Here is a 26,652-nt window from a genome sequence, read left to right on the forward strand (position 1 = left end):
TCAAAAATAAAAACGGCTCACAAGGAGCCGTTTTTATTATCTATCTTAAGGTAAAGCACTACGCTAACGTTTCCAGCATCGCTGCATCGTATTCGACAAGTTCTTTGTTTTCCTGAACTCGGTTTACGTAGTCTGGGTTTGCGATGAATTGACGACCAATGGCAACCAAATCAAATTTATTCGCTTGGATAGCTTCTGCGCCAGTTTCTGCGGTATAGCCACCCACACCCATCAACGTCTTTGAGTAAGTCTCACGCAGGTATTGCGATACGCGGCCACCAAGGAAGTCAAATTCTACGCTGTCATCAAACATACCTTCGTGCAAGTAAGCCAAGTTGCGCTTTTCTACTTCTGGCAGGAAGTAATCAAACACCTGACGGTCGCGAGGGTCAGCTTCTATATGCATGTAACCAGCAGGGGACACGCGCAAGCCAACAAGTTCTGAACCGATACGGGCAACAACGGCATCTATCACTTCAAGTGGAAAACGGGACATGTTTTCTGGTGTTTCACCGTATTCATCTGTTCGATGGTTTGTATCGAAGTGTAGGAACTGATCCAGCAGGTAACCATTGGCAGCGTGGATCTCAACGCCATCAAATCCTGCATCAATCGCGTTTTGTGCCGCCTGTGCGTAGTCTTCTACGAGCTGAGCAATTTCTTCGTGAGTGGCTGGTTTTGGCACGGTGTAAACAAGTTCGCGCATACGAGGAACGGTGCCATCAAATGCGAGCGCAGAAGGCGCTAATACGTACTCTCCACCAAAGAAGTGCGGATGAGCGACACGGCCAGTATGCCAAAGCTGGGCAAAGATCTTACCGCCGTTCGCGTGCACAGCGTCGGTGACTTTTTTCCAACCTTCAATTTGTGCTTGGGTAAAAAGCCCCGGCGTATTCGGGTAACCCTGACCATCTGCACGAATAATGGTTGCTTCGGAAATGATCAAACCTGCATCTGCACGTTTTGCGTAGTAATCCACCATTGCATCAGTAGGCACCAGATCATCGTCTGCCATACAGCGCGTGAGTGGCGCCATTGCAATTTTGTTTTTCAGTGTAATTTTGTCGTTGAGTTTATACGCTTCGAATAATGTTTTTGTCATGAGCATGCTCCTAATGAACGCTGGGGTAATATGCTAACCCTTTTTTGAATGATCATTCAAGATGTTTTTTGAACGTTCATTCAAATAGCTTGTTAAACCTTGTTAACCCCAGTAAACTTAGGGTGTTTGTAAGGTTATAGAGCCCAGCTAGTTGAGAAATGTCAGATGAGAAATGCCGAATTCGACCGAGAATATGTTTTAAGCTCAGCGATGAATGAGTTCATTGCTAAGGGCTACAATAAAACCAGCATGCAAGATTTGAAGCGTGCGACTGGGCTGCATCCGGGCTCTATTTATTGCGCATTTGAGAACAAAAGAGGCCTATTGCTCGCTTCTCTTGACCATTACACGACGACGAAATCTCAGGCTTTTGAGCAGTTCTTCAACGACCCTAAACAGATTCTGTCCGGCTTTGAACGTTATCTTCATGACATTATCGAGTTCAGCGAATGTGAAAACGGTAAAGGCTGTTTATTGCAAAAGGCGTTGAGTGAGCTTGATCAGCAAGATGAAGAAATCGAAGCCATCATTTGTAACATGCTTGAGCAATGGAAACTCAGTATTCAATCCAAGCTAGAGTTAGCAAAACAGAATGAAGAAATTGCACCAGGGACCGATTGCGAGTTGTTAAGTGATTTTCTGGTGATGAATATTTACGGGTTGCGGGCGTTTGCCAGTACGAGACCGACTGAAGCACGTCTGGGCCAACTCGTCGACAAAATCATGCAGAGTCTGAAGAGCTGCTGTGTGGATGGAAAGGCAGTGGCCTAAGTATTGCGGTTCGAGATTTGAGAAAGGATGGCTGTGATGCCATCCTTTTTTTTAAATCGAGCGACGTTTTTATCGTTAATATCGTTTTTATGCCGAGGTCGGGTTCAATCGATGTTGACGTCGGCTGTACACGTATAACGCAATTCCTGGAATATATAGAATCGCTGAAAGCAGCAGGGTATCGACACCCGCCGCATAAACCAGCCAAATGCCATAAATACTGGCTCCAAAGCCAATCAATTTTAACTGCAAGCGAGCGTTAGTCTGGATGGATAACTTAAGCAGATACGCGCCAACCAAGAAATAGGGTATCAAAATCATTGACGTCGAAATCAAAACGAGCGTGTTATAACCTTCACCTGTAAGCATTACGAGTATTAAACACAGTTGCACCGTTAAACTGGTTAGGAACAGCGAGTTTTTCGGGGTGTCGTTATCGTTAGATTTCGCAAAGAACTTCGGAAACGCACCGTATTTAGCCGCGGTGTAAGGGACTTCGGCAGAATACAAAATCCAGCTTAAGTACGACGCCAGCACCGATACAATTAAACCAATACTGATCACCGCTTTACCCCACGAACCAGTCATCGCAGCCATCAGCCCAGCCATCGAAGGATTCGATATCGTGGCTATCTCTGCACGAGAAGCAATTCCGAGTGACATAAGAGAAATCAAAACGTACAAGATTAAGGCGGCGATAACACCAAGGTAAGTTGCGCGACCTATGTCTTTGCGGTTTTTTGCTCGTCCCGACAAAATTACTGCACCTTCAATACCAGTAAACACCCACAGTGTAATTAGCATCGTACCTTTCACTTGCTCTATAAAAGGTTGTTGTAGTGTTTCTCCTTGTGGATCGATATGAAAAGTATCGGTATCAAAGAAGTAGTAAGCGGCGCAGACAAAGAGGATTAACGGTACGCTTTTAGCCAACGTCGCCAGCAAATTGATGAAGGCGGCTTGCGTGACTCCTCTTAGGATCAAACCGTGAACTGACCACAGCACGAGGGACTCGCAGATGAAGGCATAGATGGTTGTACCGTCACCAAATAACGGGAAGTCTGGGGTATCTACAAAAGCGCCGAGCGCAGCAAAGGCAACGACAAGGTAGCCTACAACGCCGATCGTTGCACACAACCAATAGCCCCATGCAGAAAGGAAACCTGCGAGATCACCAAACCCTTCTCTGGCATAGGCATAGATGCCGCCGTCCAAATCTGGCTTAAGGCGAGATAAGTGAAGAAAGCAGCCTGCCAGAAGCAGAATGCCGACGCCAGTAATCGTCCAGCCGACGATCATCGCATTGAGTCCGGCTACCTCAGCCATGTTTTGCGGTAGGCTGAATATGCCTGCACCAACCATTGAACTAAAGACTAACGCTGTCAATGCGGTTAAGCCAATTCGATTTCCTTGCGACATATTTAACCTAACCTTTGAAATGCTGACTTAGCTTAGCAATGTGTTCGGGCCCGATACCACAGCAACCACCGATGATAGACGCGCCAGATTGACGCCATTTTTCTGCCCAAATCAGGTAAGCATCAGGGCTTAAGTCGTCACGAATTTCATCGAGACCATCGTTAGCCGTTGCATCTTTTGGTTGCGGAGGAAACGCATTCGCGTAAACACCAAGGCGGATGTGAGATAAACCGAGTTCCTCTAGTGTACTCACTGAGACTTGTAATGCTTCTTCTACGATTTCTGGTTGGCAACAGTTAAACAAAATGGCGCTTACCCCAGCTTGTGCCATGGTTTTCACCGCCTGTTGTACCGTCTCACCGGAGCGCAGACATGGCTCGTCTGTAGGCTCAGAATCCTCCAGTGTAAACGAGACCCAAAATGGCTTCACTTCAGAGGTTAATTCATCTACCAACGCTTTTACTGCCACAGATTCGGCAATTAAGCTTTGCGTTTCCGCGAGCCAGAAATCGACCGAATCTGACAAGCCAAGAATTAACGGAGTCGCTAAGTCACGTACGTGTTCCTGATCGTACAGGTCTGGTCGGTATGAGCCGAATAGAGGAGGAAGTGAACCCGCGACTTTAGCGCCTGTCCCTTGTGCCGCTTCCTTTGCTACTTGGCCAGAAAGCGCAGCGAGTGATTGTCCTGCTTCTTTGAAGCGCGCTTCTCCGATATGAAATGGCACCAATGCGTAACTGTTAGTTGTAATTACCTGAGCACCGCTTTGAATGTAGTCAGTGTGTACATCTTTAACGATTTCAGGCGCTTCGATCATAGCAAGCGCAGACCACTCCGGCTGACGAAAAGGCGCACCACGACGATTTAATTCTCGTCCCATACCACCATCAAGAATCAACATCGTATTTGTTTTCATTTTTCTTACACCTTTAAATGGAAATCTAGCCGTTTGGATGGCTAAAATTAAATGAGAACGTTACCAATTTCAACCGTTAATTGTCAGTTTGTTCATATTCGCTATTAAGTGATTAGGTTTTGAACAGCTCAACTTGTCCATAAGCTATAGAGGCGATGCTTGTGAGCGAGTAGCTGAGTTGAGATACTTCTTGTATGTTCGCATGCACTAGATGAATCGAATATTGCGTGAATAGCTGTTCAATTGAATCGTGCGCATTGTCATATCGGCGTAATAACAATTAAGTAAATTCTTCACAAAAATGAAGGAACGAATCATCGTTATGAACGACGTGCTAACGCGGCTATGGAACCACAATCACGCACCATGGATCTTTAAAACAGGTTGTCTTTTATTGATAACCTCACTTCTCTTGGTTATTCAATCGCCCCGTGCTGAATTACCGCCAGTTACATCATTTAACCAGTTATCCTGTTCGGAACTCGATCAGAACTATCAACCTGTTTCTGATCGAGACCAATTGGATATACTCATTCCTGCTCACGCTATGGCATTACCGTTGCTATCAAAATTATGTGAAGCCCCGGAGTTTAATGGTCAGTATTCGGATATCGTGGTGCATTGGCTTCCTCGCAGACAGGTGACGCCGAAAACCATTTATAGTCAAAAATTTGATGTGATGTGGGCGAGGGAATACCAACTTTCCGGCTTGAGCCCCGACTACACCAATTATTACGACAAACTGCTCAGCCTGTCTGGTTATGATGTGTTGTGGTTTGCTAATCAACCGATTGATGATCAGTTTCTAAAGACCCATCGAATAGGTTTACTGAACGATACCTTTAGCCGTTCGGGCTACCAGCTTCCGGTAAAACAGTTCACGTCGCTCTCTATTGATGTGCGCTCTTCTCTGGTGACTTTATATCCAACGCGTAAAGCAATGATTGACGCCTTCAAGAAAGGAGAGGTTGACGTGATTTCGGGGACCAATCATAGCCCGATAAACCAATATGAACTGAAGGTACATACAGCGGTGATTGCCAATGGTGTTTCTGCAGGTGGATGGTTTGTTTCTCATTCGTGGGTGCGTTTGTCAGATGAGATGCTTCGCCAACGGTTAGCTCAAGCGTTAGGAGAGATCGGATAATGCCTTTGAAAGTGATAGCGCAGGACAACTGGAAAATATTGGCGGGGCTGACGTTATTTTATTTGATGGTGTCCTTAGTCTGTGGTGCGTTTTTTACCCAATACCGTTATTCGCAATTTGTGAATCAAGACTTAATGTCTGCGCGCAGTCATATTTGGCTTGATGGTGCGGAAATGGGTGAGCGCCCAGAAACACAACGTATTTTCAAATTGAAAAGCCAGCTGTTGTTGGATCAGGTTAGTTGGTACAACCCAATACAAATTTTTAGCCAGTGTCATACTGCCGCGCCGTCTTTGTCTCCTGAAGACAACTCCTCTCTGAGACTACCATTAACATTTTCTCTCGATTTATCTGCAGACCAAACTGGCGACTTAATCGATATAAACTGTCAATTGCAAGGCGAGAACTGGCTTTTTACCTCTATTTTGTGCGCCGCTTTGTCGGTCCTATTTATCTCTTTTCAGCCTCGTCCACTTAATACAGATGACCTGAAACTGCTTAAGCGATTACTGCAAATTGGCGGAAGCAGTGTTGATCAAAAGCGTTGGAAGCAAGCTATTGAGAAATTTCGTGCAACAAATCCAGACAGGGGCATTAATGAGGATTACCTCAGACGAGTTCTCGAAACCGAAGCGGAAAAGTTTCAATCTGTAGAAGAGAGATTCACGTTGCTTGAACAGGCATCTAAGCCACTAACGTTGTCGTTTTTACTCAATAGTGGGAATGTCGAAGTGCGTGTCAATGATGTCATTATTCCAATGTCTACTACTCCGGCAATTTACTGGCTATGGTACGCGAAAAAGCGCATGACGCATTCTAATGACGGTTGGGTATTGAATCCGCCAAGTAACCGACCTTCCCAATCACTGGCTGCGGAGCTGATTACATTGATGGAAAATTATGGTGGTCACGGAAGAGCAATCAGTGAACTCAAGCAGAACGGATTAAAGGCAAAAACGCTCGACCAAAATCGCAATAAAATTAAAGATGCATTGGTTAATAGTTTAGGAGAAAGCTTTATTGAACAATTTGGCTTTGAAAGTGATAAACAAGAAGACAATACGCAATCAATTTATCGTTTGAAGATATCTCCAAATGATATTTCAATAAATGAAAGTTGACTTATCTTATTGAAATTAATGGATAATATTTTATAGATATCTCTAAGCTGTAATCAGATATATTTGTAACAGAAGCTTCATCATTTTTCGTCAAAGTAGCTGCCACTGAGTTCGGACAAGGTGTCTGAATGGAAACTAAAAGCAGTGAAATAAACGGAAATATTATGAAAAAATTATCAAAACTTTGCCTTGCGATGGCGGTGGGCTCTTCATGTGCAATGTCAGCAAATGCACTTGCGTTGAATATCGTTTTAACCAACGACGATAGCTGGGAAACAACCAACATCCAACTGTTGAAATCAGCATTAGAGGAAGCAGGCCACGATGTGATCATGTCTGCACCTTGTACGGGGCAAAGTGGTAAAGGTGGCGCAATGAGTCACTACCGCCCAGTGTCGATTGATGAATCCCAGGCTGGAGACCAGGAATATTGTGTCGGTGATACAGATACGAGTGTTGCATATAAAGATTATGTCGAAGGGACACCAGTCATGGCGGCGATTTACGGTATCGATATAGCGGCGAAGAATGTCTGGGGACAAGAGCCAGATCTCGTCATATCAGGTCCTAATGAGGGTAACAACTTAGGTTATATGAACAACAACTCTGGAACGCTAGGTGCAACAATGGCGGCTTTGAGCCGAGGTATTCCTGCGATTGCCATTAGTGCTCATCATAATACTTCAAGTGACGCCGAACAGTCTCAGCTTGTAGCTAATGTTGTCGTTGATATTGTGGCTCAGCTCGTTGCGAGCCAGTCATCGGGAGCACCACTTTTACCTGCCTATACGGGATTAAACTTGAACACGCCAGAAGACATGAACAACCACCTGGGATACAAGTTTACCGACGTAGGTTGGAACGCGGGGGCAGAGTTTGCATTTAGTGAAGATCTTTCGCAGCAAAGCACCGCAGTCTACTACATGATGAAACGCCTAATGGAAGAGGGAATGGACTCTAGCGAAGCGCAAGTTGAAGCGGTGGCTTTACTAAAAGACAAAAAAGGACTCGCATTTAACATGGGTGATGCCGGCGATACTAATCAGAACTCTGAGGGTGTTGCTGTAAAACAAGGGTACATTACTATCAGTACCATTGACGGTAACGTTCAAGCGGCGCGCGGTAAAGTGGCATTGGTAGAACAACGTCTTGTTGGCTTGGAATAGGAGCGACAAGAATGAATCGACACAATACTTTGTTTGTTACTTTATTATCGGTTTCCGCTCTGTGGGGATGTAATAGCGACAGTGATGACAACAGGCAAGCGCATGTGCAAAGTGGTGTTTACTCAGGCGTTATTTGGGCGGATGACGCCTCTCCAGATGGTGCGCAGGTCGTTATACAAGAGGGAGTGGAGCCACAACTTACGCTTTGGGATGCGAGAGAACATCAAACTTCGTACCTAGGGGCTCTAAGCAATGATCAAATTACGTTTTTAACCGCTTCCGTTAACTGTGAAATGAGCGGTACTAACTTAACTTGTAATAATGCTAATGGTTCTTCCGTTTTATTACCCATCACCAAAGAGAGCGCTGACCTGAGCAATTATGCTGGCACTTATCAGGCAAGATACTCTGACGGACTGTATCAAATGTCGATTGATGAATCGGGGGCAATCGCGTTAACTGGATCTGCGTGTAGCAGTGAAGGTTCGCTTTTTACTTCGGCAGGATTAGAAAGCGTAATCATGATGGAACTGCTTGATGCGCAATGCATTCAGATTGGAAATGTAAATATTGCGACGCTTGAAGTGGATAATGATTCTTTGGTTAGTATCAACGTTCAAACAGACAGTGATGAGTTCCCACAAGTCTGGGTTAAACTGTAATAGATTTACAGTGTAAACAAAAAGCCGCTAAAAATAGCGGCTTTTGATTTAATACGCACCAAAGTGCATTTCCAGTGTATGTGGCTCGTTATTAAACCAAATCGAATCGGTCTGCGTTCATGACTTTCGTCCAAGCCGAGATAAAGTCTTTTACGAACTTCTCTTGATTGTCATCTTGAGCGTACACTTCAGCATAAGAACGCAAGATGGAGTTTGACCCAAAGACTAAGTCTACGCGCGTTGCTGTCCATTTCGCTTCACCTGTTTTACGGTCACAAATATCGTAAGAGTTGCGGCCAGTTGGTTTCCATGTGTACGACATGTCCGTTAGGTTTACGAAGAAGTCATTGGTCAGCGCACCTACACGGTCAGTAAACACACCATGTTGAGTACCGCCGTGGTTAGTACCAAGTACACGCATACCACCTAGTAGTACCGTCATTTCTGGACCGGTCAGACCAAGCAGCTGTGCACGGTCTAGCAGCATTTCCTCTGGTTTAACGGCATAATGCTGTTTCTGCCAGTTTCGGAATCCGTCAGCCACTGGTTCAAGGACATCGAATGACTCAACATCGGTTTGCTCAGCCGTAGCATCGCCGCGACCAGGTGTAAATGGCACTGTAACGTCAAAACCTGCCGCTTTAATTGCTTGTTCAAGCCCGACATTACCAGCAAGCACGATAGTATCCGCCACGCTGACACCAGATTCATCTGCAATCTTAGTTAGTACATCAAGTACGCGAGCCAGACGTTGTGGTTCGTTGCCTTCCCATGCGTTTTGTGGAGCTAAGCGTATACGTGCGCCGTTAGCACCACCTCGAAGATCCGAGTGTCGGAATGTACGTGCACTGTCCCAAGCTGTTGAAACCAAATCAGAAACGCTTAAGTCCGTTGCTGCAATTTTTGCCTTTACTGAGTCTACGTCGTAGTTGGTCGTGCCAGCAGGGATTGGATCTTGCCAGATAAGATCTTCGGCTGGTACATCTGGGCCAATGTAACGCGCTTTAGGGCCTAAATCGCGGTGCGTCAGCTTAAACCAGGCTCTCGCGAATACTTCGTTGAAGTACTCTTGGTCTTGGTAGAAGCGCTCAGAAATCTTGCGATACTCAGGGTCAGCCTTCAAAGCCATATCGGCATCTGTCATCATTGGGTTGTAACGAATTGACGGATCTTCAACATCGACCGGCTTATCTTCTTCTGCGATATCTACAGGCTCGTATTGCCAAGCGCCGGCAGGGCTTTTAGTTAGTTGCCACTCATGTTCTAGTAGCATTTTGAAATAGCCGTTGTCCCATTGAGTCGGATGGCTTGTCCAAGCGCCTTCAACTCCGCTAGTTACGGTGTCACGGCCAATGCCGCGAGATTTGTGGTTATTCCAACCAAGACCTTGCTCTTCAATATCCGCACCTTCAGGGTCTGGACCTAAGTTTGCCGCGTCGCCATTACCGTGAGCTTTACCAACCGTGTGACCACCTGCCGTTAAAGCGACGGTCTCTTCATCATTCATCGCCATACGTGCAAAGGTAACGCGCATGTCGGCTGCGGTTTTAAGAGGGTCTGGATTACCGTCCACACCTTCTGGGTTCACGTAAATCAAACCCATCATCACTGCTGCCAGAGGGTTTTCAAGGTCACGTTCGCCAGAGTAACGGGTACCTTTACCACCACTTGGCGCTAACCATTCTTTTTCTGAACCCCAGTAAATGTCTTTTTCTGGATGCCAGATATCTTCTCGGCCAAAGGCAAATCCAAAGGTTTTAAGACCCATAGATTCATATGCCATGTTACCCGCAAGAAGCATTAAATCCGCCCAGCTTATTTTGTTGCCGTATTTTTTCTTAATTGGCCATAACAAGCGACGAGCCTTATCTAAGTTACCGTTGTCTGGCCAAGAGTTAAGTGGCGCAAAGCGTTGGTTACCAGTTGAACCACCCCCGCGACCATCAGTGGTGCGGTAGCTACCAGCGGAGTGCCACGCCATACGAATCATTAAGCCGCCGTAGTGTCCCCAGTCTGCTGGCCACCAATCTTGACTGTCCGTCATTAGCGCTTTCAAATCATTTTTTAAGGCTTCAACGTCAAGTGATTTAAGTGCTTCACGGTAGTCGAAGTCTTCTCCAAGTGGGTTTGTTTTTTTGTCGTGCTGATGGAGAATGTCTAAGTTAAGCGCGTTCGGCCACCATTCCATCACGGTCGAACCGGTGGAAGTCATGCCACCATGCATTACCGGGCACTTTCCTGCTGAGTTATTATCGCTGTTGTTCATAGGGTGTCCTTTTAGCAGTGAAATATTATTTTTTCTTAAAACAGAAAATGTAAGTGTTTTATCACTGTTTGATTATCTGTTTAGAAGTTAATGTTTATACATCTCAGTAACTTGTAATTGATAATAGTAAGGAACATGAGATTTATCATATCACTTAGACCGATTAATTTAATAAGCTAAGCCTATCAATCTAGAACTGATTTCTTAGCGCGATAAGAGGTAAATAACGTTTATGGATTCTCTGTGGAAGGGAGAGTGTTTTAATCTGAAATAGGAGAGGTGATAACGTGTGCTTGAAGTATTAGTAATATTCGTAGGCTAAAAATTATCTCGCCTTTCATAAATTAGTTTGAATAATAGATAAAAGGCCAGTGAAGTCGTTTTATATAATTAATGGTTATTAAAAGAGCCTAAATTTGCATAACTTTATCACCTTCATAAGCTTTGAACATTCATACACCTTTAAACTGAAGTTATTGGCTAACTATATGAAAATAAGGATGACTCTTATTTAATTGATTTAATTATCAGTAATGAGACGCTTTTTCATAACTATCTCAATGAATTGCTCATACACTTTAAGCGTTTTAAAAACTGTATCACCCCGAATCTATTGTTGGAGCTCGGGTTCCAAGGTAGACAAGTAAATTAGACGATTAAACCTAATTACAGTGACCTGATTAAACTCGAAAATACTGTTTTCCTTATCTTGCCTACTTTAGAAAATGGACGATCTACTTTTTAGCAATATATTGAGGTTTAAGAAGCAGATCATTGTAACTGGATAATAGCTACTCTAAATAAACGTTTAAGTATGAGGAGCTTGGGTGTCTTATTCAATACTCGCAAGTGCTCATGCAAAACGTATGAGGCAACTTGTATGAAAAGTATCGAAAGCGCTAAGGTCGAAGACTTTATAAAACATTTCGGTGGTGAGGCTATTTTACCTGATGATGCGTCTTATGATGAGGTTCGTAAAATTTGGAACGGCATGATAGACCGCAAGCCCGGTATGATCGCTCGCTGTAAATCGGCGGAAGATGTTGTGTTGTCAGTGAATTTCGCTAGAGAAAACAATTTGCTCGTCTCTGTTCGAGGAGGAGGGCACAACATTGCTGGTAATGCCGTGTGTGATGATGGTTTGATGATAGACTTAACTCTTCTTAACGAGGTTCAGGTCTATCCGTCAGCACAAAAGGCGATTGTCGGACCCGGTTGTACCCTTGGTGACATCGATGCGAAGACACAAAATTATGGTCTGGCCACTCCTGTAGGTATTAATTCTACGACGGGTATTGCTGGTTTAACGCTAGGTGGCGGCTTTGGCTGGCTAAGTCGTAAATATGGTATGACGATTGATAGCTTGGTATCTGCGAACGTGGTGACAGCAGATGGGCGTCAATTGCTTGCTAGTGAGACAGAAAATCAAGATTTATTCTGGGCACTTCGGGGGGGCGGTGGTAACTTTGGCATCGTTACTCAATTTGAGTTCCAGCTTCACCCTGTTGGTCCTGATGTACTTAGCGGCCTGATCGTATTCCCATTTAGTCAAGCCAAGTCCGTCATTAGTCAATTCGCCCAATTCACGAAAACCGCTCCAGAAGAACTCAGTGTTTGGATGGTTAGCCGTAAAGCGCCACCTTTACCTTTTTTGCCGGAAGAGGTTCATGGTAAAGAGGTCGTCGTTCTTGCCATTTGTTATGCGGGAGATCCTTCCGAGGGTGAAAAGCTGATTGAACCGCTTCGGTCATTTGGTGATGCTCATGGTGAGCACATCGGTGTACAACCTTTTGCCGCATGGCAGCAAGCCTTTGATCCACTTTTAACGCCGGGTGCACGTAATTATTGGAAGTCACATAACTTTACCGAGCTCAGCGAAGGGGTGATAGACGCTGCTATCGAATACGCAGGGAAATTACCGTCACCTCAATGTGAGATTTTTATCGCCTCTCTAGGCTGTGCCGCTTCCCGCCCTGCGCCTGAATCGATGGCGTATTCTTGTCGTGATGCTGAGTACGTTCTTAATGTCCACGGGCGTTGGGATGCCGCGGAGGATGATGAAAAATGCATTACTTGGGCGCGTGATTTCTTCGCGAAAACCAGACCTTTTGCCAGTGGCGGTGCTTACATCAACTTCCTGACTCAGGACGAGTCGGAACGCACCGAGTCTGCTTATGGCCCAACGTACGCACGTCTTCAGGAAATAAAGAAAAAGTATGATCCGAATAACTTATTCAGAATGAATCAGAATATTCCTCCGCAATAATATTTAGTTTCGGATATGTCTAACTCGTTCTAATTCAATGCCCTGATAGCTCAAGGAGTTGCGCTATTAGAACGTTGGCTGATTACAGCGGCACGTCGCATTACTAAAGGTTCCCCCATTACTGATTATGAATTTATCCAAGTGGTGGGGGACACCACGGCGAGTAAATCGCAATCCAATCCAAAGGTTACCTCCTGCACTTAATCACGTCTCAACTCATCGTTTTTGATGCACTTTCTTATTTACTCGACTCTGTAATTTGTTTACTCATCAAACCAGTCATATGCTCTGAGATGCTGTAATTTACACATACAATAATTTAACAAAATATATTTTTATACATATATATTGCATAAAACACACTTATTGGTAATATTAACGCCCGATGACAATTAATGCGGTATGACAGCATGAGTATTCAGGTTTGCGGGATCAACAAATCCTACGGTGATACACAAGTTCTTCACGATGTCAGTTTTAATTGTGAAAGCGGTGAAACATTGGTGTTATTAGGCCCAAGCGGCGCAGGGAAAAGCTCTCTGCTGCGCGTTCTCAACCTTTTAGAAGGTGCAGATAATGGCCAGTTAAACATCGCGAATGACGCTTTCGACTTTTCAACTGAAATTAAAGAAAAGCATGGTTTAGCGCTTCGCCGTAAAGTCGGTATGGTGTTCCAGCAATACAACCTTTGGCCTCATATGACGGTGATGGAGAACTTGATTGAAGCACCAGTCAAAGTCTCTGGCATGGCAAAAGATGAAGCTAAACAGCAGGCGATGCAGATTTTAGCGACCTTACATTTGGCCGATAAAGCGGATGCTTGGCCAATGCAGCTATCCGGTGGTCAACAGCAGCGAGTTGCGATAGCACGTGCTTTGATGATGAAACCAGAAGTTCTTTTGTTTGATGAGCCAACGGCTGCGCTTGATCCTGAGATTACGAACCAAGTAGTTAAGATCATTAAAGATTTAAGTGGCACGGGCATTACTCAGGTTGTGGTGACACACGAAGTGGATTTTGCCAAAAAGATTGCCAGCCATGTTTTGTACCTTGAGAAAGGGCATATTGTTGAGCATGGTACAAACGACGCCTTTACCAATCCGCAGACGACTCAGTTTGCTGATTATTTAAAACATTAAAAAATGTATACCCATAAAAGGGTGTAGCTATAAACAACCATCACAGATGACCGGCTGTCATTGCGAGTGTCAGCCCAAGACGTACACACGGAGTATTGCAATGAAAAAGATTTTACTAGCTTCACTAATCGGCCTTATGTCTGCAAATGCAGCAGCTCAAGAAGAAATCAAATTCGCGATGGAAGCGACGTACGCACCATTCGAATACATGGATGAAAATAACCAAATCCAAGGCTTCGATGTGGATCTTGCGAACGCACTTTGTAAAGAAATGGAAACAAAATGTAGCTTCTACAACCAAGCTTTTGACAGCTTGATTCCTGCATTAAAATTCAAACGTTACGATGCGGCTATCTCAGCGATGGACATCACTGATGCGCGTTTAGAGCAAGTAAACTTTTCTGATTCGTACTACGACAACTCAGCTGCATTCGTTTCTGTGAAAGGCAAAGTTGCGGATAAAACTCAGCTAGAAGGCAAGCGTGTCGGTGTACAAAATGGTACCACTCACCAAACATACCTGCTTGAGCAGCTTCCTGGTGTGACTGCGGTTCCTTATGCAAGCTACCAAGACGCATTCATCGATATGAAAAACGGACGTATTGATTCTGTTTTCGGTGATACAGCCGTTGTCGCTGAATGGTTTAAGAAAGAAGATAACCTGACTTACGTTGGCGAACGTGTAACGAATGCGAAGTACTTCGGTAACGGTTTTGGTATCGCGGTAAACAAAGACAATGAAGAACTTGTAAACAAACTGAATACTGCGCTTAAAACCGTAAAAGCAAACGGTCAATATGACGTGATCTTCAACAAGTACTTCGGTAACTAATATGGTGTTAACGGGTTACTCTTTATCGCTTGTGCAAGCTAGTTGGATGACAGTCCAGTTAGCTTTTACAAGTCTGTTAGTCGGTTTGATTCTGGCAGTGTTATTCGCCAGCGGTGAAATGTCTCGTCGTTTATTCGTGAAATGGCCAACAACAGCCTTTGTCACGGTGATTCGCGGATTGCCAGAGCTTCTTGTTGTGTTGTTCATCTATTTTGGCTCAACACAGGTTCTGTTTTTGATCACCGGTGACTTTATTGAAGTTAGCCCGTTTTTGTCTGGTGTGATTGCGCTGTCATTGATCTTCGCCTCTTACGCTTCTCAGACGTTGCGTGGTGCTCTCAAAGCGGTCGGAAAAGGGCAGAGAGAAGCAGCGAGCGCGCTGGGGATCGGTCCGATTCACGCCTTTGTACGCGTTGTTTTGCCCCAAGCGGTAAGACACGCTTTACCAGGGCTCACTAACCAGTGGTTGGTGTTGCTCAAAGATACCGCATTGGTTTCTCTGATTGGTGTGACTGACCTTCTTAAGCAAGCTCAGCTTACATCTGCTGCGACACACGAGGCGTTTACTTGGTACGCGACAGCGGCTGCCGTTTATTTGGTGATTACTTTGATAACACAACGAGCGGTGAAGCTAATCGATAAGAAGTTTTCGGTTAAAGGAATCAGCATGGGTCAGGAGGCTACCGCATGAACGAACAACACGTTTGGCAATTGCTTGAAGGTCTTGGCACCAGCATCCAACTGACCGCAGCGTCGTTGGTTGTCGGCTGTATCCTTGCTTTGTTGATGACACTAACGTTGATTCTGCGTACGCCAGGCTTGCATTGGTTGAGTCGAGGCATCATTACCTTGTTTACGGGAACACCACTGTTGGTACAGATTTTTCTGGTCTACTACGGCCCAGGGCAATTTGATGTCATCAGGGAGAGCTTCTTGTGGTCATGGCTAAGCCAGCCATGGTTCTGTGCCATGTTCGCTTTAGCGTTGAATACCGCGTCATACAGTACTCAGTTGTTTAAAGGTGCTTTCAACGCAATTCCATCAGGCCAGTGGCAAGCTTGTCGTGCGCTCGGCATGAACAAGTCCACTACGTTAAAAGTATTGCTTCCGTATGCGATTCGCCGCGCGGTTCCGGCATATTCCAATGAAGTGATCTTGGTCTTCAAGGGGACTTCTCTGGCGAGCACCATCACCATCATGGATCTTATGGGGTACGCGCAGCGTATCAACGCTCAAACTTACGATACGCTTACCGTATTTGGTGTTGCGGGTGCATTCTACTTAACGGTCAACGGCATTCTGACGCTGATTTTCCGTCAGGTAGAGAAGAAAGCTTTAGCATTCGAAGCTGCATAACACGCTATTACAAAACGCCATTCAATTTTAAATGCCTCTATTCACGGACTCTCGAATAGGGGCATTTTTTTGTTTCTCATCCTGTAGAAAAACAAATGCTACTTGCCATTTAAAGCGATCGCTTCCCGATGATCTTTAGCTACGCAATCTTTATTCCTATCCCCAAATTCACTGACTATCATAATAGTTACATGATGTTTTATCGAAAAAACAAAACTGATGTGCCGATTATCATGGACTGAAAAATTTATACTTATTTATCAAATGTATAGTTAATAAATCAGAAAGCCTTTAATTAATTTGAGGAATAATGATGCAATTACTTGAATCCTTTTTTGGTATTATCGGAGACCTCACATGGGGTTGGGCTCTTGTCCCGTTCCTCGTGATCTTTGGTCTATTCTTTACGATCGTAACTGACTTTGTTCAATTCCGGTTCTTCAAGCGAATGTTTCGCGTATTGCTGACGAAAAACCAGACTTCAGATGAAAAAGCTATCTCTGGTCGTGAAGCGCTTTTACTCTCTATTGGTGGACGTGTAGGTGGCGGTAACATCGCTGGTGTTGCTGTTGCAATCACGCTTGGTGGGCCGGGAGCCGTCTTCTGGATGTGGGCGGTGGCATTGGTTGGTATGGCGACCAGTTTGGTCGAATGTTCTCTCGCTCAGCTTTATAAACGAAAGGAAGGCAATGATTTTCGTGGCGGTGCTGCGCGTACGATTATTCATGGTCTTGGTGAGGACTATCGTTGGCTCGCCTACGTTTATGCGGTTTGTCTGATCGCTTCTTTCGCTATCGGATTTAATGCATTTCAGGGCAATACCGTTGCAGGTGCCGCTTCAGACAGCCTTGGTATTGACCGTTTGTACACTGGTGTGTTTCTTTCTATTGCTGTTGGATTCATTATCTATGGTGGTATCCATCGTATTGCGAAAGCGGCCGATGTTATCGTTCCAATCATGGCGGTTGCGTATGTTGCCTTAGCGTTGCTTGTCATCATTATCAACATTGCGGAGCTCCCAGGCGTTATTATGACTATCGTTAAAAATGCTTTCGGTATTGAGGAAGTCGTGGGCGGTGGTATGGGGGCTGCGTTGGCTAACGGTCTACGACGAGGTTTGTTCTCAAATGAAGCGGGTTTAGGTTCAGCGCCTAATGTCGCGGCAACGGCAGATGTATCTCATCCTATAAGTCAGGGGATTACTCAGTCACTGTCCGTATTTATCGATACGATTGTTGTATGTAGCTGTACCGCCTTCGTGATTCTACTCGGAGATGTCTATGTGCCGGGAGCCGAAGGTGTTGATGGCGTTGTCCTTACTCAACAGTCTTTGGTGTCTCACCTCGGTCAGTGGTCTCAGTACTATCTAACCGGTGCTATTTTGTTGTTCTCGTTTAGTTCGGTTATCTACAACTACTATCTGGGTGAAAACGCACTTACCTTTATGTCTCAGCGCAAATTGTCGCTGCACATTTTACGAATTGCCGTTATAGCTATCGTATTTGTTGGCGCGGTTGCACCAGGCGCGACTTCAGTATTTTTCTTCTCTGACCCGATGATGGGGATACTCGCCATCGTAAACTTGCTGGCATTGATTATGCTATTCCCAACCGCAATGCGTTTGTTAAAGGATTACAGGAAGAAACTTGCTGCCGGTGCTGAGCATCCGGAATTCAATCCCGATGAGTTCCCTGATTTGGATATTGACCGCACGGCTTGGGTACCGAAAAATAAAAAATAGCAAACCTGCTTTTCAATCCTGTTGAGATTACTTAGAAGGGGAGAGAGCGTTAATCGCGTTTGTTATAGTCACGAGTCAGGGAGCCTATCCCTGACTCTGAAGCACCTCATCGACAACTCGATAAGCTAGCTTATTGTCAACGTATATACTTTCCATTAGCGCAATTGAATAAACATCAACGTGTCGCGCCTTAACATCGACGTACTTTAGCTGTGTATCGCCAGTATCATGACGGAAAAGCGTAATATGGGGCATATACTTTTTTGCTTCAGTAGCAAAGCCTTGTGCTTTCAGTGCTGTCGTCAATTCTCTTTGTAAATTCATTAATGCGCGATTGCTTGCTATTCCCATCCAAACCAACCGACTTCGTTTTTGGTGAAACGCACCTAAATGATCGATTTGTAGACCATCACATTTTGATTTCAACTGACGCAAGATACGGATTAACTTTTGCTTCTGCTCTTGCGTCGCTTCACCGACAAAAGCCAACGTGAGATGGAGGTTCGCTGTACGAGTATGTCGGCCATTTATACCGCTTGAACGCAATAAATTTTGGTACGTCATTAAGTTGCGCTTTGTATCATCATCAAAGGTCAGTGCAAAAAATAACCGCATAAAACGCCCTCTCAAACCAGAATCGGTGTTTGTGGTCACTGGATTACTTTAAGAATACTATTGATTATACTTTGGGTCTGTTCGTTCATTTTTACAGTAGACGGCAAGCACACGCAGAGTTCTTCTTCTAGTCGTTTGTCTTTCAGTGGCGTAAACGCCAATTCACCATTCATCACTTGTTTTTCAATGTCATACCAAGTCATAAAACTGACTCCGGCACCTTCACGAACCAGGCTAGCAAGCAAATTAAACGAATTGCTTGTGGCGGAAATATCAAAGCTACTGTTCTGTCTCAGGATCTCCGAATAAAGACGCGTATGCACTGATAAGTTTTTGTCAGGAAAGCAAAGTGGCCATTTGAGGCACTCGTACAATTCTATGGATTTCGTTTTTTCATCGAATAGTTTTGGGAGGTGGACCAGCCCAATCTTAGTCCTGTGCCGTGCTGCAAATTGGATTTTTTCATGTCTGGCGACGTTAAACGCGATAATGAAATCCAATTGATTATCCAAAAGCAAGTTTGTCAGTGTTTGTGTGTCTCCGGTTGTAAAGTGAACACGTAAATTGTCGAATTGAGAGGAAAGCAAATTGTAAAGTTTAGGCAGAACACTGTGGCTTAGGCAGTCAACTGCGCCGATACGTAGTTGAATTAAGTTTTGCTGAGCCTCTTCCTTTAAGCTCCGTCGAAAGCGGTTTTCTTCAGTAATCCATTGTTGCGCTTGTTTATAAAGCGCCTGACCTTGCTCCGTTAGCTCAATCCCTTTTGGGAGTCTCACAAGTAATTGAGTACCGAAATCTTCTTCAAGAATATTCATCTGACGGCTCAACGCTGACGCGGCAATATGCAGCTTTTCTGCGGCTTTACGTACAGATTTTTCGTGTGCGATGACGACAAACGATCGAATTTCTTTTGTTAATGCAGACATGACTAATATCCGAGAATAAAAATACTGTTCTAAATATTAGCACGCAGCTTTCTAAACGTTCTAGTTTGAATAACGGTTACGCTCTCTTATAGTGTTTTCAGATTCAATAAGGGACTTAAAAACATCAATATATGGAGTTAGTGATGAAACACGACATTGAAAATCTGAAACTCACCATTGAGTTAGCAAAATTGAGTGTGGAAAGTGGGAATCATCCTTTTGGCGCAATGTTGATTGGTCCAGACGGAGAAATACTGATTCGTTCTGGTAACACTTATCAGCAAGATAAGGGAGTTGGTCATGCTGAGTCCAATGTCGCTCGCCTTGCCTCTCGTCAATATAAACCGGAATTTCTAGAGAAGTGTACGTTAGTGACATCAGTCGAACCTTGTTGTATGTGTGCCGGTTCGATTTACTGGGCTGGTATTGGTAGCGTGGTGTTTGGGCTTACAGAAAAGCGTCTTGCTGAATTAACCGGCGACAACCCTGAAAACTTAACGCTAGATTTAGCCTGCCGGGATGTATTCATGGCTGGACAGCGCAAAGTTGAAGTCCGTGGGCCATACGTTCAGCTAGAGGAAGAGATTGCTGCTGACCATATTGGTTTTTGGTAAGGCGGAATATCAAGAGGCTTCTACCTCTCAGTTCTCTGCATAGCGCGAGCGGAAATCCAAGGCCGACCGCACTACCTGCTATAGTTAAAACGTTTTATCCAACGAGACGGAAAGTCAGCAATGAGTAACATATCCAGGTTAAGGGACTTTATTAACGCCTTCACACATTTGGTCGATAAAGCGGGCCAAGATGAAGCGCGTATTATCATGGACGGCAAACGGCTCCTCTCCGAACTTGTCAGCTGCGATGATTGGTTGCCTGATCAGTTCGCTCAACCAAATCCAGAAACGTATCAGCAATACTTATTGCATTGCGACCCATTGGAGCGCTTTTCCGTGGTGAGTTTTGTTTGGGGACCCGGTCAGCAGACGCCAGTGCATGATCACACCGTGTGGGGTATGGTAGGAGTAATGCGAGGTGCTGAGTGTTGTGAAGAGTTTTATTTGGATCCAAAATCGAATAGATTACAACCGAATGGGAAACATGAACTCCAATGTGGTGACATTGACCTAGTATCACCTCGTATAGGAGATATTCATAAGGTATCAAACGCTCACTCAGATCGTACCTCGATCAGCATCCACATCTACGGTGCCAACATTGGGTCTGTGAGTCGACATCTCTATGACTTACAGACAGGGGAGGTAAAGCGTTTTATTTCTGGATATTCAAACAAAGTGCTGCCGAATATATGGGACCGTTCAACGGAGTAATGAACGGTCTGTTGATAAGTAATGACCAATGAGACTAGAAAGGTGCTACGCCGAAGCAGCTGTCTTCTTCAACGGTCAATATCAAGCTCAAGCTTTAGCACGAAGAACATTTTACTTGTACCACGAAAATATCCCTTAATATATTGGCTCACTTCATTCGTTATTTTGTGCAATAGCGATTAATATTTACCCAATACTCATAAAAATAAGTAGTCGTCGTTTAAAACGAACACGTAAGTTATTTAAAAATCATGCAGTTTATGGAAGTGAGTGTTTATATAGAGTAGTTGGTCCTGAAATAATACAGAAACTAAGAACTCGTATATCATTATAATTACTATGGGCAAATAGTATAAATATTGTCTTCAATAACAGCGGGAATTGTGTACGATCTTCCAACCATTATCTCTGCATTAGCGCCTAGGGTAATAAAATATTCCGCACTCGGTATCTCTACGCATTAGTTCAATTTGTAAAGAACGGTAATCGTGACGATATTTATAAATCTTGGCAACGTCTGTTCAAAAATTAATCTCGGCGCATGGTGCTTAAAGGCTTGGAAGAAGTCCTTAACAGACGTCGATTTACGTGTACATTCTGAACCTATTGAATGAAAGTCAGGTATTTTGTGGTTCTGTGTAGTCATTTGTCATGAACGGATTGCCAATGAGTCTCTTATGAAAATGATGCAACGTACGTGTAGGAAAATCACTAGTATCCCATTAGTGACTTTATCCATTTAACTCATCACGTCATTAATTTAGCGGAGTATTATATTTTAAAATAACACCTTTGAATTAGAATCACATTTTGTGCGGTAAATGAATGAAAATATAAATATTAAAAACATTTTAATATTTTTGATGCGGCTAGGCTTTTATTTTGATTTTAACTTAGATTTCGATGATATTTGAAGCTAAATGTTATCGATTATATTTTTAAAACGACGATTTTATTGAAAGCACTTTGCATTATCTGGCGTGATCTTATCCGCATGTATAGTGTTTCTTGTATCCATTAATATTGGTTTTAGAGGGTTTATTTAATATAACTACTCTCTGTTTTAAGGAGATAATAAGATTTTTAAACCGTACGCTAGTACGTTTAAATATAAATTTTATCCTCATAAAAACGAAAGTTGACGGTAAAAACACATAGTGATTATCTGGTGTAAATAATGTGGTAGTCATTTTTCTCATACTCAGGGGCTGTATGTACTGTGTTTGAAATAAAAGAGATTTGGTTTGCAGTCTGTAAAATCAAACGATAGCAAACTGTATAAATATAAAAATTTAGATATAAGGGAATATATGAGTAGTCGCTTTAAGCGCAGCAAGGTTGCTGTGCATTGTTTAGCGTTATTAGGTGCAAGTATGTCACTATGTACGCAAGCTGAAACGGAATTGGCTGCGGTACAAGGGGGAGCTAAAGGGCTTGAATTCACCTTGATTACTGGCGACAAAGTCAGTGCAGTTGTGAATAATGCCGGTGAACTTGGTGGTATTCGCATGCTGAATAAAGACGGTGTGGAAATTGCCACTTCTGTTTTCAAACGTGGTAACGACACCTACTTGGTGCCAGCCAAAGCACAGCCTTTTGTAGACTCACGCGCCATTGACTTAGAGTTGTTTAATATCAATAAGCTCTATCAGTCAAATTATGATGACGCGAGCACAGACCATCTTCCTGTGATAATCGAATACGCAGATGGATCGCTTGCAGGTGCAGCAACGCCCACTGTAATCGAAGGTACTTCGCTGACTGGTGAAATCGAATTAATCGACAGTGCCGCATTTGGCATCGAAAAAGAGAAAGCCGAGGCTGTATGGGAAAGCCTGACACAGGATGGACGCATTGAAGGAGTTTGGCTTGATGCTGTGATTCATGGTCATAAGCAATCTGTTGGCACCACGTTAACACCTACTGTACCTTTGACAGGCGCGTTGGGCCCTTCAGCCGTCACGTTTAATGGTGAAGGCGTCACAGTAGCGGTATTGGATACTGGCTACGATGTTGAGCATAGTGACTTGAGAGGGCAGGTGATTGGCGCAAAAGACTTTTCATATTCAGCAAACGGTGTTGATGATTTAAATGGTCACGGCACTCACACGGCTTCAACCATTGCTGGTACGGGGTCAGAATCGAATGGGTATTGGGCAGGCATGGCGCCTGGTGCTGATCTTCTCGTTGGTAAAGTTCTGAGCAACAGCGGTGGTGGCAGTACTTACGGTATTATTAATGGCATGATCTGGGCCGTCGAAAATGGCGCAGACATCGTCAATATGTCTCTAGGTGGTTCAGCCACAGCCTGTGAAGGCCCAATGGTAGACGTGGTTGAAGCATTTAGAGATCAAGCTCTGTTTGTTATTTCAGCCGGTAACAGCTTTACCCGTGAAACGGTGGGTTCGCCGGGCTGTGCGCCAAGCGCCTTGACTGTAGCTGCATTGGATCGTGAAAATCAGACGGCTGTGTTCTCTTCGCGTGGTCCATCACCAGATGGCCACTCAGCGAAACCAGATATCGGCTCACAAGGTGTCGATGTCGTGGCTGCTGCATCTGGAGGCGTGGGTAGCAACGCTTACCGCTCTTTGTCGGGTACATCAATGTCGGCACCTCATGTTGCAGGTGGTGCGGCGATTGTATTACAGGCTCGTCCAGATCTATCTCCAGTACAACTCAAACGCGTTTTAACTTCTTCAGTCTTTGATAATGACGCTCATGTGTTAGAGCAGGGCGCAGGCCCAATGGATGTGAACCGCGCAATTACTCAACCAGTTATTGCCGCGCCAAACGTAGAACTAGGTCGCTTTGTTGACGTGTCATCTGCTGTTAGTGTCGATGCGCATGTGACGCTGACCAATATCAGCAACAGTGATGTAACTTATAAACTGAGCATGGATCTGATCGGCGAAGACGGTATAACGCAATTGCCTGCGACTCTGGCGGGTTTAGGCGTTAAATCAGTAACGGTACCTGCGAATGGTTCAGTGGACGTGCCAATTTGGATTGAGCCACAAGTGGCGCTGCGCGATGGCGCTTATGGCACCATAACTGGACGTATTAAAGGCGAGGGTACTGGTCAATCGGATGATCAAATTATTGTGCCTGTTTCGTTTTTGATCCAGCCGCCAGAAGTCGAGCTGACATTAAACGCGTACGATAACCGCGGCAAGCCTGCAAACAGTTTCTCTAAAGCCTATATCATTAATGAAGAAGATGACTGGGGGCATGCACTTTCCTTTACCAATGGTCAAGCCAGCATTAGCCTGCCTAAAGGTAACTACAGTGTTATTTCACACATTGTAACTTACGACAATGATTCTGATTTTGGTGGACTACCAGAATCCGCAGCGCAGATGGCCTACCTTGATCACAAAGTCACTTCAGATACGGTACTGACTTTTGATGCTGGTGTGGCAGAAAAAGTGGAGTTTAAAGCGGATAAGCCAATTGATACACAGGGCTTCTCGTTTGGTTTCACCTACGCTCTGGATGACAATAAAGTAGCGAAACTCGCTGCGATTGATTTGATGCCGGATTATGTTGAAAACATGTATCTGTGGTCACAAGGTTACGACAGCCGTTTCCGTGCATTTTTATCTACTCATGCAACCGCTCCTGAAACTGTGCTAACCATGGAAAATGGTCAGCAGCTAAATGCCGTCGCACAAGGTCTTGCTGTTGGTTTTGATGGTGAAGGTAGCGCTGAAGTAGTACCTGTTGGTGAAGGTGGTTACAGCACAGATTGGAGCCAATTTGATTTGGCTGGCAAAATTGCTTTGATCCAAAACCCTTACAATGTCACTTCTTACATGGTGAAAGGTGCGCTGGAACAAGGTGCAATTGGTGTACTTTTCTATCGTCCAGGCACTAATGGTCGTTATAAAACAGCCTTTACTGGTATCCCGACTAAGCCGATTGTTGGCTTAAGTGCTGAAGAAGGTGAAATGTTGTTTGCAGAAATCCAAAGTGGTCGCAACAAGGTGAGCTGGTCAGGTACTGCCGTTGATAAGACGCCTTATACTTACCAACTACATCACATCACTGAAGGTCACAACAAAGGTGGCTTAATTCGTGTGCATGATAAAGACATGTATCACATTAGTGCAGCGTACCATGCTCAAGGTGAGGAACGCCCTGTTTTCCGCGACATGATGGCTCAAACCAACAGCACTGGTGAGTTCTATTCAACGGGCAGTCCACAAATGTTAGTTGCACCGGTTGTACGTGATGAATATTACACCGCAACCAGCAAAAACACCTGGACCAACATTGTAATGCAAGGCAGCCGCATTCAATCGGATGGCGCGTATTTTGATGGCCCACGAATTATGGAAGCTGGCGCTAAAGAAGAGACTACCTGGCTAAGAGGACCAAAAGGCGCAAGCTTGAACACGAGTTCTCATTCTGTTGGTTACCGCGATACCAATTTGATTCGCTGGAACTTCCCGCAGTTTGGGGATGCGTCAGGTCACGATGCTATTGCAGGTTACAATGGTCGAGCAGCCTATGGTTTATGGGTAAATGGTGAGAGCACGTACATGGACACTGGCACCTTAACCCTGCCTATAGAAAGTGCGGAAGTGCGCCTGGAGCTACGTAATTATAACCGTGGTGTTGCCGAGCGTTCACCGATTGACGACAAGCTAGGTTCGTTTTATCAGGGTATCTTTACCTTCATGACTGACCAAAGCATGCAAGGTGCGCAACCTATTTTGGTACCGAAAATTGATGTTCCAGTCGATATGCATAACAGCCATCCTGCAGGCGAGCCTGCAAAAGTTGTTCTTTCGGGTGAAATGGACAGCAATGAAGATGTGACTCTGGCAGAAGTGACCCTGCAATACGCTTATGGTCAGGAATGTGTAGTGAGCTATGTTTCTGCTTACTCGTACTGTCCAGTTTATGACAAACTGAATGAATCAGATTGGGTCAATGCTCAAGTGGCTTATGAAGATGGCCAGTGGGTTGCTACCGTGCCAAATGACGGTGAAGCAGGTGAATTTGTTCACTTACGTGTAGTAATGAGCGATACAGACTCAAGTTCTGCGCAAGTTACAACATTACGTGCTTACATGCTCAAATAAAGCTCGCTTATTACAGCCACAGTGACAATCTTTGGCGCGGTGTGGTTTTCTAGAAAGTAAAAGCCCCGAAAGGGGCTTTTTTATTGTTCCCATTTCCGTATTAGGCAAAGGCTAGGGTTACTACAGCAGCACTTTTAGGTGAAAACTCGGCATTAAATAGATCAGAGATAAATACTTTAGGCTGAATTAATCTACAACGCCCCTTAAATGGTACTGATTTAACGAATGTCTACTTTGTCATAACTTCTTATCCGACTGATCTAGCAAGACAGAGCTGCTGCTCAATGAATGAACATATCAACACATTTGAACACACATATCACATGTCTAAAAAATAGATAACTTGTAAAAAAACTCTGATTCCTCAGCGCAATGTTTTCTTATCTTTATTATTTATCTTATTCTAATTTAAGGAAATTTCACCTTTTAATGCTGAGGTTCTTAGTCGGTGTGTCACGAAGATTGTGTAATATCGAATATTTAACATCACTCAGTAGTGAAATGCTTAAATGTACACAATATCATCACAAAAATAAGAAACATTCCCATGGAAAAATAGATCGTAGTGAATAGTTAAATGAGAAGTAGGTTATAGTAAAACTATAATCAATTATAAGAGAGGTTATTTTTGTTAATTTAAATATTTGATATGTATAGAAAAATAATTAAAATTTCTCATATCTCATCCATATTGTTTAGATTAAATAAACGTCAATAATAGCACTATACTCTAAGGGTTAAACTTTCAAGAGTTTTAACAAAAAATTAGCAAACTTCCACTTTTGATCACAT

At 44.1% G+C, this 26,652-nt stretch carries 20 protein-coding genes; 14 read left to right on the forward strand and 6 right to left on the reverse strand.

From position 1 onward, the window contains the following. Positions 1 to 58: 58 nt before the first annotated feature. Entirely contained in the window at positions 59 to 1,102 is a 1,044-nt protein-coding gene (locus tag VER99_RS21870) for an alkene reductase (RefSeq protein WP_020335998.1), read from the reverse strand. A 165-nt stretch (positions 1,103 to 1,267) separates the two neighbouring features. Between VER99_RS21870 and VER99_RS21875 the strand changes: the two genes are divergently transcribed. Then, entirely contained in the window at positions 1,268 to 1,873 is a 606-nt protein-coding gene (locus VER99_RS21875) for a TetR/AcrR family transcriptional regulator (RefSeq protein WP_020335997.1), read from the forward strand. A gap of 87 nt (positions 1,874 to 1,960) precedes the next feature. Here the strand turns inward: VER99_RS21875 and VER99_RS21880 are convergent, their stop codons facing one another. Next, a complete protein-coding gene (locus VER99_RS21880) occupies positions 1,961 to 3,292 on the reverse strand; it encodes a basic amino acid/polyamine antiporter (protein ID WP_020335996.1) in 1,332 nt (443 codons plus the stop codon). A gap of 7 nt (positions 3,293 to 3,299) precedes the next feature. Further along, the gene (locus VER99_RS21885; protein WP_020335995.1) at positions 3,300 to 4,208 is read right to left on the reverse strand and encodes a homocysteine S-methyltransferase family protein; all 909 of its coding nucleotides are present in this window, start codon (positions 4,206 to 4,208) and stop codon (positions 3,300 to 3,302) included. A 322-nt stretch (positions 4,209 to 4,530) separates the two neighbouring features. On the opposite strand from VER99_RS21885, the gene VER99_RS21890 reads away from it, so the two are divergent. The 4 genes from VER99_RS21890 (at position 4,531) to VER99_RS21905 (ending at position 8,304) form a co-directional block, all read left to right on the forward strand. Continuing rightward, positions 4,531 to 5,355, forward strand: a complete 825-nt coding sequence (locus VER99_RS21890; RefSeq protein WP_020335994.1) for a hypothetical protein — start codon at positions 4,531 to 4,533, stop codon at positions 5,353 to 5,355. Then, positions 5,355 to 6,476, forward strand: a complete 1,122-nt coding sequence (locus VER99_RS21895; RefSeq protein WP_020335993.1) for a hypothetical protein — start codon at positions 5,355 to 5,357, stop codon at positions 6,474 to 6,476. Before VER99_RS21890 ends, VER99_RS21895 begins: the two co-directional genes overlap by 1 nt. A gap of 164 nt (positions 6,477 to 6,640) precedes the next feature. After that, positions 6,641 to 7,642, forward strand: coding sequence for a 5'/3'-nucleotidase SurE (locus VER99_RS21900; protein ID WP_024372975.1), 1,002 nt, complete (start codon positions 6,641 to 6,643; stop codon positions 7,640 to 7,642). An 11-nt stretch (positions 7,643 to 7,653) separates the two neighbouring features. Further along, positions 7,654 to 8,304: a hypothetical protein gene (locus VER99_RS21905; protein WP_020335990.1), complete on the forward strand. Its 651-nt coding sequence runs from the start codon at positions 7,654 to 7,656 to the stop codon at positions 8,302 to 8,304. A 91-nt stretch (positions 8,305 to 8,395) separates the two neighbouring features. On the opposite strand, the gene katG is transcribed toward VER99_RS21905, so the two are convergent. Further along, positions 8,396 to 10,570, reverse strand: coding sequence for a catalase/peroxidase HPI (katG, locus tag VER99_RS21910; protein ID WP_020335989.1), 2,175 nt, complete (start codon positions 10,568 to 10,570; stop codon positions 8,396 to 8,398). An 880-nt stretch (positions 10,571 to 11,450) separates the two neighbouring features. Here katG and VER99_RS21915 point away from each other — a divergent pair. The 6 genes from VER99_RS21915 to VER99_RS21940 all read left to right on the forward strand — a co-directional run bounded on the left by VER99_RS21915 (position 11,451) and on the right by VER99_RS21940 (position 17,904). Then, positions 11,451 to 12,836, forward strand: a complete 1,386-nt coding sequence (locus tag VER99_RS21915; RefSeq protein WP_020335987.1) for an FAD-binding oxidoreductase — start codon at positions 11,451 to 11,453, stop codon at positions 12,834 to 12,836. A 410-nt stretch (positions 12,837 to 13,246) separates the two neighbouring features. Then, positions 13,247 to 13,975, forward strand: coding sequence for an arginine ABC transporter ATP-binding protein ArtP (gene artP / locus VER99_RS21920; protein WP_014234361.1), 729 nt, complete (start codon positions 13,247 to 13,249; stop codon positions 13,973 to 13,975). Positions 13,976 to 14,075: 100 nt separating this feature from the next. Continuing rightward, the gene (locus VER99_RS21925; protein WP_014234360.1) at positions 14,076 to 14,807 is read left to right on the forward strand and encodes a lysine/arginine/ornithine ABC transporter substrate-binding protein; all 732 of its coding nucleotides are present in this window, start codon (positions 14,076 to 14,078) and stop codon (positions 14,805 to 14,807) included. Between the two features lies 1 nt (position 14,808). Continuing rightward, positions 14,809 to 15,498, forward strand: coding sequence for an arginine ABC transporter permease ArtQ (gene artQ / locus VER99_RS21930; protein WP_020335985.1), 690 nt, complete (start codon positions 14,809 to 14,811; stop codon positions 15,496 to 15,498). Next, positions 15,495 to 16,163 carry an arginine ABC transporter permease ArtM gene (gene artM, locus VER99_RS21935; RefSeq protein ID WP_020335984.1) on the forward strand — a complete coding sequence of 223 codons (669 nt, stop codon included), beginning with the start codon at positions 15,495 to 15,497 and terminating at the stop codon, positions 16,161 to 16,163. The genes artQ and artM overlap by 4 nt, the downstream gene beginning before the upstream one ends. A 310-nt stretch (positions 16,164 to 16,473) precedes the next feature. Next, on the forward strand, positions 16,474 to 17,904 hold the full coding sequence (locus tag VER99_RS21940; RefSeq protein WP_231113068.1) for an alanine/glycine:cation symporter family protein: 1,431 nt from the start codon (positions 16,474 to 16,476) through the stop codon (positions 17,902 to 17,904). 84 nt (positions 17,905 to 17,988) lie between these two features. Here the strand turns inward: VER99_RS21940 and thpR are convergent, their stop codons facing one another. Continuing rightward, on the reverse strand, positions 17,989 to 18,519 hold the full coding sequence (gene thpR, locus VER99_RS21945) for an RNA 2',3'-cyclic phosphodiesterase (RefSeq protein ID WP_024372977.1): 531 nt from the start codon (positions 18,517 to 18,519) through the stop codon (positions 17,989 to 17,991). A 35-nt stretch (positions 18,520 to 18,554) separates the two neighbouring features. Further along, positions 18,555 to 19,445 carry a LysR family transcriptional regulator gene (locus VER99_RS21950; protein WP_020335981.1) on the reverse strand — a complete coding sequence of 297 codons (891 nt, stop codon included), beginning with the start codon at positions 19,443 to 19,445 and terminating at the stop codon, positions 18,555 to 18,557. Positions 19,446 to 19,588: 143 nt separating this feature from the next. Between VER99_RS21950 and VER99_RS21955 the strand changes: the two genes are divergently transcribed. From VER99_RS21955 to VER99_RS21965, 3 genes are all read left to right on the forward strand, one after another. Next, on the forward strand, positions 19,589 to 20,059 hold the full coding sequence (locus VER99_RS21955) for a nucleoside deaminase (RefSeq protein WP_020335980.1): 471 nt from the start codon (positions 19,589 to 19,591) through the stop codon (positions 20,057 to 20,059). A 120-nt stretch (positions 20,060 to 20,179) separates the two neighbouring features. Further along, the gene (locus VER99_RS21960; RefSeq protein WP_020335979.1) at positions 20,180 to 20,773 is read left to right on the forward strand and encodes a cysteine dioxygenase family protein; all 594 of its coding nucleotides are present in this window, start codon (positions 20,180 to 20,182) and stop codon (positions 20,771 to 20,773) included. 1,310 nt (positions 20,774 to 22,083) lie between these two features. Further along, on the forward strand, positions 22,084 to 25,860 hold the full coding sequence (locus VER99_RS21965; RefSeq protein WP_020335978.1) for a S8 family serine peptidase: 3,777 nt from the start codon (positions 22,084 to 22,086) through the stop codon (positions 25,858 to 25,860). The last annotated feature ends 792 nt before the right edge of the window (positions 25,861 to 26,652 follow it).

Source organism: Vibrio natriegens NBRC 15636 = ATCC 14048 = DSM 759, assembly GCF_035621455.1.
GTDB classification, from domain to species: domain Bacteria; phylum Pseudomonadota; class Gammaproteobacteria; order Enterobacterales; family Vibrionaceae; genus Vibrio; species Vibrio natriegens.